Source organism: Serratia marcescens subsp. marcescens ATCC 13880 (assembly GCF_017299535.1).
GTDB classification, from domain to species: Bacteria; Pseudomonadota; Gammaproteobacteria; order Enterobacterales; family Enterobacteriaceae; genus Serratia; species Serratia marcescens.
The window spans coordinates 1,377,659-1,390,472 of sequence record NZ_CP071238.1; the positions used below are offsets into that span (position 1 = coordinate 1,377,659).

At 61.7% G+C, this 12,814-nt stretch carries 17 protein-coding genes; 8 read left to right on the forward strand and 9 right to left on the reverse strand.

The window, feature by feature from the left end; translation table 11 throughout:
- Positions 1 to 10 precede the first annotated feature (10 nt).
- A complete protein-coding gene (gene pbpG, locus J0F90_RS06495) occupies positions 11 to 940 on the forward strand; it encodes a D-alanyl-D-alanine endopeptidase (protein ID WP_033641023.1) in 930 nt (309 codons plus the stop codon).
- 34 nt (positions 941 to 974) lie between these two features.
- On the opposite strand, the gene J0F90_RS06500 is transcribed toward pbpG, so the two are convergent.
- Positions 975 to 1,430 (reverse strand): GNAT family N-acetyltransferase, encoded by a 456-nt coding sequence (locus J0F90_RS06500; RefSeq protein WP_033641022.1) that lies wholly within the window; start codon positions 1,428 to 1,430, stop codon positions 975 to 977.
- Between the two features lie 76 nt (positions 1,431 to 1,506).
- Between J0F90_RS06500 and J0F90_RS06505 the strand changes: the two genes are divergently transcribed.
- The 3 genes from J0F90_RS06505 (at position 1,507) to J0F90_RS06515 (ending at position 4,004) form a co-directional block, all read left to right on the forward strand.
- Positions 1,507 to 1,911 (forward strand): VOC family protein, encoded by a 405-nt coding sequence (locus J0F90_RS06505; protein WP_033641021.1) that lies wholly within the window; start codon positions 1,507 to 1,509, stop codon positions 1,909 to 1,911.
- A gap of 120 nt (positions 1,912 to 2,031) precedes the next feature.
- Positions 2,032 to 2,961 (forward strand): alpha/beta fold hydrolase, encoded by a 930-nt coding sequence (locus J0F90_RS06510; protein WP_033641470.1) that lies wholly within the window; start codon positions 2,032 to 2,034, stop codon positions 2,959 to 2,961.
- A 122-nt stretch (positions 2,962 to 3,083) separates the two neighbouring features.
- The gene (locus J0F90_RS06515; RefSeq protein WP_028127651.1) at positions 3,084 to 4,004 is read left to right on the forward strand and encodes a DUF808 domain-containing protein; all 921 of its coding nucleotides are present in this window, start codon (positions 3,084 to 3,086) and stop codon (positions 4,002 to 4,004) included.
- Positions 4,005 to 4,046: 42 nt separating this feature from the next.
- Here J0F90_RS06515 and J0F90_RS24915 read toward each other — a convergent pair whose 3' ends face one another.
- The 6 genes from J0F90_RS24915 to J0F90_RS06540 all read right to left on the reverse strand — a co-directional run bounded on the left by J0F90_RS24915 (position 4,047) and on the right by J0F90_RS06540 (position 7,817).
- The gene (locus J0F90_RS24915) at positions 4,047 to 4,130 is read right to left on the reverse strand and encodes a small membrane protein YohP (protein ID WP_016928643.1); all 84 of its coding nucleotides are present in this window, start codon (positions 4,128 to 4,130) and stop codon (positions 4,047 to 4,049) included.
- Positions 4,131 to 4,233: 103 nt separating this feature from the next.
- Positions 4,234 to 4,773: a GNAT family N-acetyltransferase gene (locus J0F90_RS06520; RefSeq protein ID WP_033641020.1), complete on the reverse strand. Its 540-nt coding sequence runs from the start codon at positions 4,771 to 4,773 to the stop codon at positions 4,234 to 4,236.
- Between the two features lie 135 nt (positions 4,774 to 4,908).
- A complete protein-coding gene (locus J0F90_RS06525; protein WP_015377051.1) occupies positions 4,909 to 5,721 on the reverse strand; it encodes a MetQ/NlpA family lipoprotein in 813 nt (270 codons plus the stop codon).
- 130 nt (positions 5,722 to 5,851) lie between these two features.
- A complete protein-coding gene (locus tag J0F90_RS06530) occupies positions 5,852 to 6,703 on the reverse strand; it encodes a DUF1460 domain-containing protein (protein WP_033641019.1) in 852 nt (283 codons plus the stop codon).
- Between the two features lie 104 nt (positions 6,704 to 6,807).
- A complete protein-coding gene (locus J0F90_RS06535; RefSeq protein WP_033641018.1) occupies positions 6,808 to 7,350 on the reverse strand; it encodes a GNAT family N-acetyltransferase in 543 nt (180 codons plus the stop codon).
- A complete protein-coding gene (locus J0F90_RS06540; protein ID WP_016928638.1) occupies positions 7,350 to 7,817 on the reverse strand; it encodes an acyltransferase in 468 nt (155 codons plus the stop codon). The genes J0F90_RS06535 and J0F90_RS06540 overlap by 1 nt, the downstream gene beginning before the upstream one ends.
- A gap of 205 nt (positions 7,818 to 8,022) precedes the next feature.
- On the opposite strand from J0F90_RS06540, the gene J0F90_RS06545 reads away from it, so the two are divergent.
- Entirely contained in the window at positions 8,023 to 8,613 is a 591-nt protein-coding gene (locus tag J0F90_RS06545) for a Yip1 family protein (protein WP_025301967.1), read from the forward strand.
- 57 nt (positions 8,614 to 8,670) lie between these two features.
- On the opposite strand, the gene J0F90_RS06550 is transcribed toward J0F90_RS06545, so the two are convergent.
- Positions 8,671 to 9,522, reverse strand: a complete 852-nt coding sequence (locus tag J0F90_RS06550) for a DMT family transporter (RefSeq protein WP_033641017.1) — start codon at positions 9,520 to 9,522, stop codon at positions 8,671 to 8,673.
- A 243-nt stretch (positions 9,523 to 9,765) separates the two neighbouring features.
- Positions 9,766 to 10,056, reverse strand: a complete 291-nt coding sequence (locus J0F90_RS06555) for a hypothetical protein (RefSeq protein WP_126186426.1) — start codon at positions 10,054 to 10,056, stop codon at positions 9,766 to 9,768.
- A gap of 64 nt (positions 10,057 to 10,120) precedes the next feature.
- Here J0F90_RS06555 and J0F90_RS06560 point away from each other — a divergent pair, with 64 nt between their 5' ends.
- Genes J0F90_RS06560 through J0F90_RS06570 form a run of 3 tightly spaced genes read left to right on the forward strand, consistent with a single transcriptional unit; the run spans position 10,121 to position 12,814 of the window.
- Positions 10,121 to 10,837 carry an ABC transporter ATP-binding protein gene (locus J0F90_RS06560; RefSeq protein WP_033641016.1) on the forward strand — a complete coding sequence of 239 codons (717 nt, stop codon included), beginning with the start codon at positions 10,121 to 10,123 and terminating at the stop codon, positions 10,835 to 10,837.
- A gap of 16 nt (positions 10,838 to 10,853) precedes the next feature.
- A complete protein-coding gene (locus J0F90_RS06565) occupies positions 10,854 to 11,810 on the forward strand; it encodes an ABC transporter substrate-binding protein (RefSeq protein WP_033641015.1) in 957 nt (318 codons plus the stop codon).
- A complete protein-coding gene (locus J0F90_RS06570) occupies positions 11,807 to 12,814 on the forward strand; it encodes a FecCD family ABC transporter permease (RefSeq protein WP_033641014.1) in 1,008 nt (335 codons plus the stop codon). Before J0F90_RS06565 ends, J0F90_RS06570 begins: the two co-directional genes overlap by 4 nt.

Genomic DNA, 12,814 nt, shown 5'->3' on the forward strand with positions numbered 1-12,814 from the left:
TTTCAGAGTAATGCCTGTGAAAATACGTGTTTTGGTTCTGACCCTGCTCGCTTTGCAGGCGGGCGCAGGCTTTGCGCCGCGCGTGCTGGCCAGCGACAACGCCGCCGCCGTGCACGCCACCCAGCCTGAGCTGGCCTCCGGCAGCGCGATGGTCGTCGATATGCAAACCCATAAGGTGATGTATGCGCGCAACCCGGATGAAGTGGTGCCGATCGCCTCGATCACCAAGCTGATGACCGCCATGGTCACGTTGGACGCGCACCTGCCGCTCGATGAGATGCTGGCGGTGGACATCCGCCAGACGCCGGAGATGAAAGGGGTGTATTCACGGGTGCGGCTGAACAGCGAAATCAGCCGCAAGGATATGCTGCTGCTGGCGCTGATGTCGTCGGAAAACCGCGCGGCCGCCAGCCTGGCGCACCACTATCCGGGGGGCTACAACGCCTTCATCAAAGCGATGAACGCCAAGGCCAGGGCGCTTGGCATGACCAACACCCATTACGTGGAACCGACCGGGCTCTCTATTCATAACGTATCGACGGCGCGCGATCTGACCAAGCTGCTGATCGCCACCAAGCAATACCCGTTGATCGGCCAGCTCAGCACCACCACCGAACGCATGGCCAGCTTCAAGGATCCGAACTACACGCTGCCGTTCCGCAACACCAACCACCTGGTGTACAACCCGAAATGGAACATTCAGCTGACCAAGACCGGCTTCACCAACCAGGCGGGCCACTGCCTGGCGATGCGTACCGTGATCGGCAACCGCTCGGTGTCGCTGGTGGTGCTGGACGCCTTCGGCAAATATACCCACTTCGCCGACGCCAACCGGCTGCGCAGCTGGATTGAAACCGGCAAGGTGACGCCGATCCCGGCCGCCGCCCGTGACTATCGCCGCCAAAAAGACGCCCGTCTGGCGAAAAACGACAGCGAATAACCCGCCTGGCGGCCTGCCCGTTTGCTGCAGGCCGCTATCGGCCCTCGGGCCGCCTGATGACAAATCCCCGCTCGCGATCGCCGTCGAAACCCGCTTTGAGATAAAGCTGGTGCGCGCCGGTGCGTTGCTGTCCCGACAGCAGCATCACCTTGTAACAGCCTTTACGCCAGGCCAGCTGCAGCGTGTATTCAATCATGGCGAGCGCTACGCCGTGGCCGCGGTAGGGCTCCGCCGTCACCACGTGTTCGATGACGCCGAACGGTTGCGCCTGATGCGCCAGCCCCGGGATCAGCGCCAGCATGCAGGTGGCGATCGGCTGTTCCTCGTCCGCCGCCACCACCAGGCGGATCGCCGGATCGTCCAGCAGGCGTTGCAGGGTGCGGCGCGCGTCGTCGGCGCGCAGCGGCGCGTCCTGCGGGCGCAGCTCGCGATACAAGGCTAACAGGCCGTTGAGATCGTCCGGCTGCGCCAGGCGATGAATGATGCTCATGGTTGCTCCTTTCCGCCGCTTCAACGGTAATCCGCTATCCTCCATTAATACCACAACGTTTGCCGGAGGGGATGTTATGAGTCAGGTTTCGACCTTTGTCATGTTCCAGGGAGAGGCGCAGCAGGCGATCGATCTCTACAGCCAGGTGTTCGAGCGTTTTCGGCTCATGCAGGTGCAGCATTACGACCCGACGCCGGACGGCCGGCGGTTGATCAAGCATGCGTCCATCGATTTTGATCGGCAGAACCTGGTGTTTACCGATAGCCCGATCAGCCATGACTTCAGCTTTACCCCGGCGGTGTCACTGTTCATCAACCTGCCTAACGAAGAAGCGTTGGAGCGGGCGTTCCACCGGCTGGCGGAGGGCGGCAAGGTGCTGATGCCGCTCGATGATTACGGCTTCAGCGCCCGTTTCGGTTGGCTCAACGATTGTTTCGGCCTTTCCTGGCAGCTCAATGTGCCGGCGGGCGATCTGCCCTGATACTAAGGGCTCAGCGTGTAAAAGGCATGGTAGTTCCTGCTGTTATTTCATATGCTTATCATCATGAGGGCGGGGAATTTTGCCGTAGGAAATACCGACAACGTCAGGGAAAGGTGCGCTTTGATTGATTTTGACCGCTATGTTGAGCAAGCGAAGTCTTACGGTGAGTGGTCGGCCGGGCATGTGGACATGTCGTCCGGTCGTATCGATGGGTTGAGCTATCGTCTGTATCGGCACACTGCCGAGAGTGAAGACGTGATCGTGGTTTATCACGGCGGCGGGGTTAACAGCGCCGCCGGGTATGACGTTCTTGCGCGCCAGTTGGCCGTCGTGCCAACGCTCGCGGTGTGCCTGGTGGATATCCGCGGACATGGCGATTCCGCGGGAGAGAAGGGGACGGTTGAGCGGCCTGAGCGTATTTGGCGCGATGTCGATGTCATCTTGGCGGAAATGCGCCGCCGTTTTCCGTTGGCGCGCAGGCACCTGCTGGGGCATTCCAGCGGCGCCGGGATGTTGCTCAACTATTTGACCCGCTATCCTGGCGAGCAGCAGGCGGACAGCCTGATCCTGCTGGCGCCCGAGCTGGGGCCATTTTCCGGGATGGCCCGCGATCTGGCGGCGACGGCCCGTTTTGCCCAGGTGCGCCAATGGCCGTTTGTCGCCAATGCGCTCAGCGGCGGGCGGTGGTTTGGGCACGCTCGGGCGGTCAGCCTGAATTTTCCCCCGGCGGTGCTGGCCGCCGCCCCCGATTTTGTCTGCCAATACAGCGTCAATATGGCTAATGCGTTGACGCCGCGCGCCCCGGCCAAGCAACTGGCGGCGTTGCGATTGCCGACCTTGCTGCTGGCGGCAGCGCAGGACGAGTTGTTCAGTGCGCAATCCTTGCAGCGCTTCGTCGAACGGCACGGCAACGTGCATGTTGCCTTTGGCTTGCTTGAGGGCAGTACGCATTTATCGTGCGTCTTTGATGCCCATCGTTTTGTCCTTCAACATATCACGCGTGCGTTCGCTATCGGATCCGATGAGGGGCTGGCGGGCGAGGGGGCTTAACGCCGGCGCCGGGCGGCAATCGCGCGCCCGGCATTTTCCGAGATCCTCCCATATCCTTTCATGATGCTTTACCGCTATGCTAAACATAGAATGGCCCGTGAATATGAAAAGGATGAATCATTTTGGCAGGAAGTAGCTTACTTACCCTCATCGACGACATCGCCTCGTTGCTGGACGACGTCTCTTTAATGAGCAAGATGGCGGCGAAAAAAACCGCCGGGGTGCTGGGGGACGATCTGGCGCTTAACGCGCAGCAGGTCACCGGCGTTAAAGCCGATCGCGAACTGCCGGTGGTGTGGAGCGTCGCCAAAGGCTCGTTGATCAACAAGGCGATCCTGGTGCCGCTGGCGCTGCTGATCAGCGCCTTCGCGCCCTGGGCGATTACGCCGCTGCTGATGGTGGGCGGCGCCTACCTGTGTTACGAAGGGTTCGAAAAGGTGTTTCACAGCCTGAGCCACGGCAAGGCGGCGCAGGAGGAAAAATCGGACGGGCCCGGCGCCAATGAGGACGCCGCGGCCTATGAGAAGCGCAAGGTGAAAGGGGCGATACGCACCGATTTCGTGCTCTCCGCCGAGATTATCGCCATCACGCTGGGCACGGTCGCCGGCGCCACCTTCAGCCAGCAGGTGATCGTCTTGTGCGGCATCGCCGTCGTGATGACGCTCGGCGTGTACGGCATTGTCGCCGGCATCGTCAGGCTGGACGATCTGGGGCTGTATCTGAGCCGCAAAGGCAGCGCGTTGGCGCGCGCCATCGGCAGCGGCATCGTGCGCGCCGCGCCTTATCTGATGAAAACGCTGTCGATCGTCGGCACTGTCGCCATGTTTATGGTCGGCGGCGGCATCCTGACCCACGGTTTGCCGCCGGTGCATCACCTGTTCGAAGACTGGGCCTCGTACACCACTGTGGTGCCGACGTTTGGCCATCTTTTGCAGGGTGTGGTTCCGGCTCTGCTGAACGTGGCGTTCGGGCTGGTGGCCGGCGGCGTGGTGCTGGCGGCGGTGTCGGCGCTGGGCGCGGTACGCGCGCGTTTCAAGGCATGATGAAAAGTCTCGCCCCGGAAGGGGCGGGACGTATGAGATGGATTAAAAGATCAGTTTGAGAACGCCGGTAATCGTCAACAAACCCACGATAAAGATGATGGCGACTATCCACAGAATAATTTTCATTTGATTCTCCCTTACCGGTTACAGGTGGCGCGCGGTTGGCGCTAACTCAATGAAATCACTCTTCACTATAGACGCTAACTCCCTATCGTGCGTCGCCATGCCTTCAAGGATGCCGATTGTCGCCCGCGCCCAGCGCGCGCTGCATAATCTGCGTGTCGCGCCATTCCCCCAGCTTGAACCCTACCGCTTTTAACGTCCCTGCGCTGGTGAAGCCGAGTGACTGGTGCAGCGCCAGCGAGCCGTGGTTGGCGGCGGAATCGCCGACGATCGCCAGCATCTGGCGCCAGGGACCTTGCTCGCAGCGGGCGATCAGCGCGCTCAGCAGTGCCTTGCCGACGCCTTTGCCCTGTTGCCCTTCGGCGATATATACCGAGTCTTCCACGGTAAAGCGATAGGCCGGCCGGGGGCGATACGGCGTGGCATAGCAGTAGCCGACAATACGGCCTTCGCTTTTCGCCACCAGCCAGGGCAGCCCGGCTTCCCGCACTTTGCTCAGGCGCAGCTGCATTTCCGTCAGCGTCGGCGGCTGTTCTTCAAACGAGGCCGCGCCGTACAGCACGTGGTGGGTGTAAATGCGCAGCACGGCGGCCATATCGTCCGGTGTGGCGTCAAGGAGGCTAAGTACGAGAGCGGAGAGCGTCATGGTAATGCCTGTTTACCTTGGAAATCAGCGGATAAACGCCATTATGCGCGCCGCTCGCCGCCGGGGTAAATCGGGTTTTCTTATGGTGAGATAAGAAAACCCGATGATGAGCGGGAAGGGGCTCTTTGCCTGTGATTACCAGCCTTTCACCGCGCCGCCGTTGAAGATTTTCTCGGCGGCCTTGGCCACTTCGTCCGACTCATAGGCCTTGATGAAGTTCTGCACGTTTGGCGCGTCCTTGTTGTCTTCGCGGGTGACGATGATGTTGGTGTACGGCGAGTCTTTATCCTCGATGAAGATGCCGTCTTTGGTCGGCGACAGGCCGGTCTGGTTGATGTAGGTGGTGCTGATGACGGCGACGGTGACTTTCGGATCGTCCAGCACGTGCGGCAGCTGCGCGCCTTCCAGCTCCATGATCTGATAACGATGCGGGTTGGCGCTGATGTCCAGGGCGGTAGGCAGCAACCCTTTGCCAGGCTTCAGGCTAATCAGCCCGGTTTTTTCCAGCAGCAGCAGGGCGCGCCCCAGGTTGGTCGGATCGAGCGGGATGGCGATCACCGCGCCGTCCGGCAACTCTTTCAGCGATTTTATCTTTTTAGAGTAGCCGGCCATCGGGAAGACGAAGGTATTGCCGACTGCCACCAGCTTATAGCCGTGATCTTTGTTTTGCTGTTCGAGGAACGGGCGGTGCTGAAACACGTTGGCGTCCAGTTCGCCTTTGTCGGTGGCGTCGTTCGGCAGCAGCGAACCGCTGAAGCCGACCAGCTCGACGTCCAGCCCGTATTTCTCTTTCGCCACCTGCCTGGCGACTTCCGCCACGTCCTGTTCCGCGCCGTTGATGACGCCGACTTTGATATGGTTTTGGTCGGTTTTTTGATCGCAGCCCTGCAGCGCCAATACGGCGGCGAAGGCCGCCGCCAGAGGGGTGATACGCCAGCGTAAGGTCATCGAAGTCTCCCTGAAAAGAACAATAAAATCAGTTGGTTTTTGTTCTTACAGCTAAGCCTGAACCGCCGATGAAGTCAAACGCTCGTTCAGCATAAACGGCTATAGCTTATAGCCGTTATGCGGCGGGGGATTATCGGCTGAGCGAGCGCAGCACCACGATGCCCGGCGTAGCCATCACGTAATCCATAAAGGGCGAATCGACCACCCGCATGTTGGCTTTGCGCGATGAGGCGTTGCGCAGCACCGGGCCGTTGTCGGTCATTACGAAGATGCCGGTATGGGTCACGTCCAGCCCGGCGAGGTTGGTGTAAATGCCGATGTAGTCGCCGGTACGCAGCTGGGCCAGCACCGTGTCGTCGACGTTGTCGCTGGGGATATAGGTCACGCTGCGTTGTACGTTGGGCAAACCGGGCAGGTAGCTGCCGCCGTCCGCCTTTTGATTGAGGGTTTTCACGAGGGTGACGGCGTGCGGGCTGAGCTGCGCGGTGATGTCTTCGGCCACCTTGTGCGGCCGCTGCGCCCAGTCGGTGAAGAAGTGTTTGCGCTGCGGGAAGGCTATCTTGCCGTCGACGTAGCGAATGTCCACCAGACGCTGAACGAACTCGGCCTCGCTGCGGGCGGTGCTGAGCGCTTCCACATAATCGATGTAGGTGAAGCAATCCAGCCCGCGGAAGTCGATCACCAGCCGCTCGGGCGTGCTCTGCGCACCGATCAGGCGGTTGGCGAGGTAGGGCGTGCCGAGGAATTCACGCGAAATCAAATCGACGCTGCGGCCATGCGGCTGCGCGGCGGGCCAACCGGCGCGCAGCGCGAGGATCTCACGCAGCTTGCTGCGGGTGCTGGCGTCCATCTCCGGCTGCGCGCCCGGCGGCGAAACGGTGACGCCGGTCGGCGGCGTTGCGGGGGCGACGGCGGCGGGGCGATCGGCGCATCCGCTCATGGCGATAGCTAACATCAGTAAAACAGCCTTGTTCTGGTTCATACGGCCCTCCCTGGGTGTCGCTGGCTTATCAGAGTAAGTGATAACAGTTCTCATCCGATGGTAGGGGTTAAAAAGTAAACATAGCCTCAATGACGTTCGATAAATCAGTAACCGATTTCGCTATTGAACGGCAAATACCAGAACAGCGCGATTTCGTGATCGGCGATCTCCGGCTCGGCGCGGTACAGCAAACGATCGATGCCGCCGAGAATAAACCCGTAATGCTGGTAGCAGCGGCAGGCCGCCAGATTGTTGTTCTGCGTTTCGAGCATCATACCTGAGGTTTCCTGCTGCCGCGCCCACTGTTTGGCGCAGTCCAGCAGCGCCCCGGCGATGCCCTGACGGCGCGCATGAGCGCTGACGGCGATCTCGTCGATCAGGGTGTAACCGTTCCAGTTTTTGCTCAGCGTAATATGGCCAACGGCGTCATTCTGGCGATACGCCAGGAAGGTCACGCTGTCTTCGTTGGCGAACGGCGCCAGCGGATACCGCTTGCGAAACGGCGCCACCGGGCGGGTTGGCCAGCTGTCGACCGGGCTGTCGAACTGCGGCAGAGCGTAACAGGCGATGGTGAAGCTGAAATCGCCGCGCGTCAAATAATCATCGGGCAGCGCCTCAATGGCCGCGATGCGGATGGCCGGGGTCATTACGGCAGCTCCCGCAGCAGGCGCGCCGGGTTGCCGGCATAAATCCCCTTGCGGGTGATGTCACGGGTCACCACCGCCCCGGCGCCGATCACCGCGTCGCTGCAGATCTCCACCGCCAGGATCGTGGCGCCGGAGCCGATGGATACCCGATCGCCGATGCAGGTGCGCCCCCAACTGGCCGGATCGGCGTTGGGCGCGCCCTCTTTGAACAGATCGTTGGCGAAGGTGACGCCGTGGCCGATAAAGCACGCTTCGCCGAGGGTGACGTATTCGCAGATAAAGCTGTGCGACTGAATTTTACTGCGCGCGCCGATGCTGACGTGGCGCTGGATCTCCACGAACGGGCCGACGAAGACATCGTCGCCGAGCCGGCAGCCGTACAGATTGCAGGGCTCGATTACGGTGACGTTGCGCCCGGCGTCGACGTCGACGATCCCCGCCTGGCGGGTGGTGATTACGGATGACATGACCTTCCTCGCAGCCTGGTTTTTATGGTGGGAGTATAAGACAAAGCGCTGCGGCGTTGCGCTTTCCGCACGTTTTTTCGCCGAAAGACTATAATTAGTACAGGGGAGAGAGCCCCGTGGCCGCAATCCTCGCACGGGTAGCAGTCCGTCGGAGGTGTGAAATTCGTTCGCCGATCGCGGCCTACGGCGAGATAGGAGGTGTCTCATGGTCAGTCATGTTTGGGGACTTCTGGCGCATCCCAGCGCCGAGTTCGAACAGATCAAAAGCGAGAATGAAAGCGTCTCGCACCTATACACCCATCACGTGTTGCTCTTGGCAGCCATCCCGGTGGTCTGCGCCTTTATCGGCACCACCCAGTTGGGCTGGCTCTCCGGCGAGGGACATGCCATCAGGCTCGACATGTTTACCGCGTTTTATACCGCCGTGGCGTTCTACCTGCTGATGCTGGCGGGCGTAGCGGCCATGGGGAAAGTCATTCACTGGATGGCGCGGCGTTATGAATCGCGCCCCAGCCTGCACCGCTGCATGGTGTTCGCCGGCTATGTGGCGACCCCGATGTTCCTCAGCGGGATTGTGGCGCTCTATCCGGTCGTCTGGCTGTGTCTGTTTGTCGGCATTATCGGCCTGTGCTATTCGGGCTATCTGCTGAATCTGGGGATCCCGCACTTCCTGAATATCGACAGTAAGGAAGGGTTCATCTTCTCCAGCTCGACCTTCGCCATCGGCATTCTGTTGCTCGAGCTGCTGCTTGGGGTGACGGTGCTGCTGTGGGGGTACGGTTCCTGGTTGTTCTGAGTTAACGGTTGTTGTTGTCGCCCCCGCGCCGGTGGAACGGCGCGGGGGCTTTTGCTTTTATGCGCGGCGGAAAACCAGCATCACGCCGAGCACGATGCCCGCCATCCCCAACAGGCTCAGCGCGGTCAGCGCGTGGCCGAGCAGCAGGTAATCCAGCAGGGCGGTGACCGCCGGGATCAGGTAGAACAGGCTGGTGACCTGCACCAGATTGCCGCGCTGGATCAGGCGATACAGCAAGAAGGTCGCCAGCACTGAGATCACCACCGCCATCCACAGCAGCGGCAGCACGAACTCAGGCCGCCAGTCGACCCGCAGCGGCTCAAACGGCAGCGCCAACGCACACATCAACAGCCCGATGGCATACTGCAGCGGCAAGACCGCCAGCGGCGGCTGCGTCATGCCCTTTTGCAGCAGGGTGCCGGCGGTCATGCTCCCCAATGCGATAAAGGCGAACAGCATGCCGCTCGGCGAGAAATGAGCCACCATCAGGCTTTGGTACACCACCAGCGTCAACCCGGCCATCGCCAGCGCCAGCCCGAATGCGCGCAGCCCGGCGCAGCGCCGTTCGGTGATGAACTGGGTGAGGATCGGCTGTACGCCGAGCAACGTGGCCAGCACGCCGGGCGTAATGCCCTGTTCCAACGCCAGCAGATAGCAGATCTGATAGCTGCCGATCATCAGCACGCCGATCAACGCGACGCGCCGGCGGGTGCCGGGGGTGGGCAGGCACTGGCGCCGCCACAGGCCGATGGCCAACAGTACCGCCAGCGCGATGGCGCAGCGGAAGAACAGAAAAGCGAAAGCGGAGGCGTGCTCCAATCCCCAACGGGAGAAGATCGCGCCGCTGCTCCAGAGCAGGACGAACAGCGTAGCCAGGCCGGCATTGGCCCAGAGAGAAGGGAATCGCATATCAATTTCACCTGTCGTGAAAATTACAGGCTCCGGCGCGCGCGGCGGTCTACGCCTGAACGCAACAGATCAATAAGCCGGAGGTAAAAGTCGGTGTGGCTTAGCGCACAACCACAATGCGTGGCGGGTAAGCGGCAACCGCTGAAACGACAGAGGAAACGGCGGGTGGGGCGGAGGAAGCACACAGCAAAACGACGGCCGGAACGGTCGCGTTTGTCGGATCTGTGCTGTGCGCCAACGGAGTCATAGGGGTTCCTGCAAACCGGAAATAAAACTAATCGCTTCAAACATAACCAAGTTCAGCGGGGCGTGCAATCGGAAATCACAATGATTTGAATGATAATGAAAATCATTATCATTAATTAAAAGGTGTGCTATGTTGCTTTTGCCGCGCAGTGTTGACGCAGGGGTGCGGCTTGCTCCCAGTCTCGCGGCACGCAGCGCGTGCGGCAAAAGAGATTGCGATTCGCTTTTGCAGAAGGCGCGGAATCGTGGTAAAAACATTGATATGTTATAATATAACAATTGACGCATAATGAATTCAGTTCACGACATCCTCCGCGTTGATGGAGTTAGCCTGACCGGCCACGGCGGGGCATTGATACTCGACACCATCCATTTCGCGCTCCGCGCCGGTGAGAAGCTGGCGGTGATCGGCCCCAACGGCAGCGGCAAGTCCAGCCTGTTGCGCACCCTGATCGGCGAAACGCGGCCGGACAGCGGCGGCATTTACTGGCGGGGGCGCGCCTTGTCCGCGTGGCCGGCGGCGGAGCGCGCCAGAAGCATCGCCTTTCTGGCGCAAAACGATCTGCCGGATTTGCGGCTGTCGGTCGAGGATTACGTGGCGTTGGGCCGTTTACCGCATGGCGAACGCTCTGCGACGGGAAAGCGCATCGTTGACGAGGCCATCGGGGAAACCGGGCTGGCGCCGCTCAGGCACCGCCCGTTGGGGCGGCTCTCGGGCGGTCAGCGTCAGCGCGCCGCGCTGGCTCGGGCGTTGGCGCAGTCTCCCGACCTGTTGTTGCTGGATGAACCGACCAATCACCTCGATCCGCCCGGGCGCTCGGCGCTGCTGTCGCTAGTGAAGAATAAAGACATCGCCGTGATTGCGGTGCTGCACGATCTGCCCGTGGCGGAGGCGTTTGCCGATCGGATCCTGGTGCTCAACGATAGCCGCCAGGTGGCCTGTGGCACGCCCGAGGCGGTGTTGCAGACCCCGGTGATTTTGCCGGTGTTCGGCATGAACAGCTTCAAGGTGGCGCACCCCGTCAGCGGGAAAACGCTGCGTATTTTTGACGTTCCCCATTGCGCTTGATAAACCAGAGAGAAACATGAACACACGCGTATTCCCCCTGCTCCTGCTGCTGGCCGGCGGGGCGGCGGCGGCCGAAAAATTTCCCGTCACCGTAGAAAGCTGCGGTACGCCGGTCACCTTCAACCAGGCGCCGCAACGCGCCGTCATCAACGACATCAACATGGCCGAGATGGCCTTTGCGCTCCATCTGCAGGATCGCATTGTCGGGCTGACCGGCATCACCGGCTGGTACAAACTGACGCCCGATTTCAAGGCCGCGATGGGCGCCATTCCCGAACTGGCGCCGAAATATCCCGCTCTGGAAACGCTGCTGGCGGCACAGCCGGACTTCTTCTTCGCCGGCTGGAATTACGGCATGAAGATCGGCGGCGACGTCACGCCGGAGAAGCTCGCCCCGTTCGGCATCAAAACGCTGGTGCTGAGCGAGAGCTGCGTACAGGCCGGCGGGCGGCCGCAGAAGGCCGATATGAACCTGCTGTATGACGATGAGCTGAAGCTCGGCAAGATTTTCGGCAAGCCGCAAGAGGCCGCCGCGTTGGTTGAAGGCTGGCGGTGCCGGTTGGCTGCGCTTCCCGCCAGACCGGCGGGCCAGCCGCCGCTCAAGGTGTTCGTCTATGACTCGGGGGAGGAGAAGCCTTTCACCAGCGGCAAATACGCCATGCCGACGGCGATCATCGAAGCGGCGGGCGGCCGCAACGTGATGGACGATTTGCCGGCGAGCTGGACGACGGCGTCCTGGGAGGCGGTGGCGGCGGCCGAGCCCGACTTCATTATTCTGCTGGATTACCAGACCGGGTCAGGCGCCGATGCGCTGCGGCGCTTCCTCGAGTCTCACCCGTTGATGAAGTTGACGCCCGCGGTACGGCACCATCGTTATCTGAAACTGCAGTATGCGGAGCTGACGCCGGGGCCGGCCAACATCGGCGCGGTGGAAAAGCTGGCGCGGGCGCTGTACGCGCCGGCGGCTGAATGAACTCGCCGATCCGGCGGTTTATGCTGCTCGCGCCGTTGGCGCTGTCAGTGTTGTGCGGGCTAATGATCTGGAGCCTGCAGCTGGGCAGCGTCGCGCTGTCATGGCGGCAGACGATGGCGGCATTGGGGCTTTCATCGGCGCCCCTATCCGGCATGCTGGATACCATCGTCGTGCAACTGCGGGTGCCCAGAGCCTTATTGGCGGCCTTGACCGGCGCCGGGCTGGCGATGACCGGCGCGCTGCTGCAGACCACCACCCGCAATGAGCTGGCCGATCCTTTTTTGTTTGGGCTCTCCTCCGGCGCCTCCGCCGGCGCGGTGCTGGTCATCACGCGCTTCGGCGATGCGCTGGGCGCGCTGACGCTGCCGCTGTCCGCTTTCGCCGGCGGCATTTTGTCCGCGATGGCGGTGATGATCCTGTTTCGCGTCAGCCGGGTCAGGCGCGCCGAGCAGCTGATCGTCTGCGGCCTGGCGGTCTCGTTTTTGTTCAGCGCGCTCACCAGCTACCTGGTGTTTTCCGGCGATCAGCGGGCGGCCGGTTCGGTGTTGTTCTGGTCGCTGGGCGGGTTGGGGTTGGCGCGTTGGGATAATCTGTTCATTCCGTTGGTGAGTTTCGCGCTGCTGGCCGGGTTTACGGCGCTGCGTTGGCGGGCGCTGGACGCGCTGCTGGCGGGCGAGCACACCGCCCATTCGATGGGGGTCAATGTGGCGCGCCTGCGCACCGAGACCTTTCTGTGCTGCGCATTGTCTACGGCGTTTCTCGTGTCGCTGACGGGCGTCATAGGGTTTGTCGGGCTGATGGTGCCCTATCTGGCCCGGCGCCTGGTGGGCGTGCGCCACCGTTTGGCCGTGCCGATGTGCGGCCTGCTGGGGGCGATGCTGCTGACCGGCGGCGACATGCTCAGCCGCAGCCTGATCCCCAATCAGGAGCTGCCCATCGGTATCATTACGGCCGGGCTGGGGGGCGCGTTCATCGTCTCCTTGCTGCTGCGCGCGGAACGATGA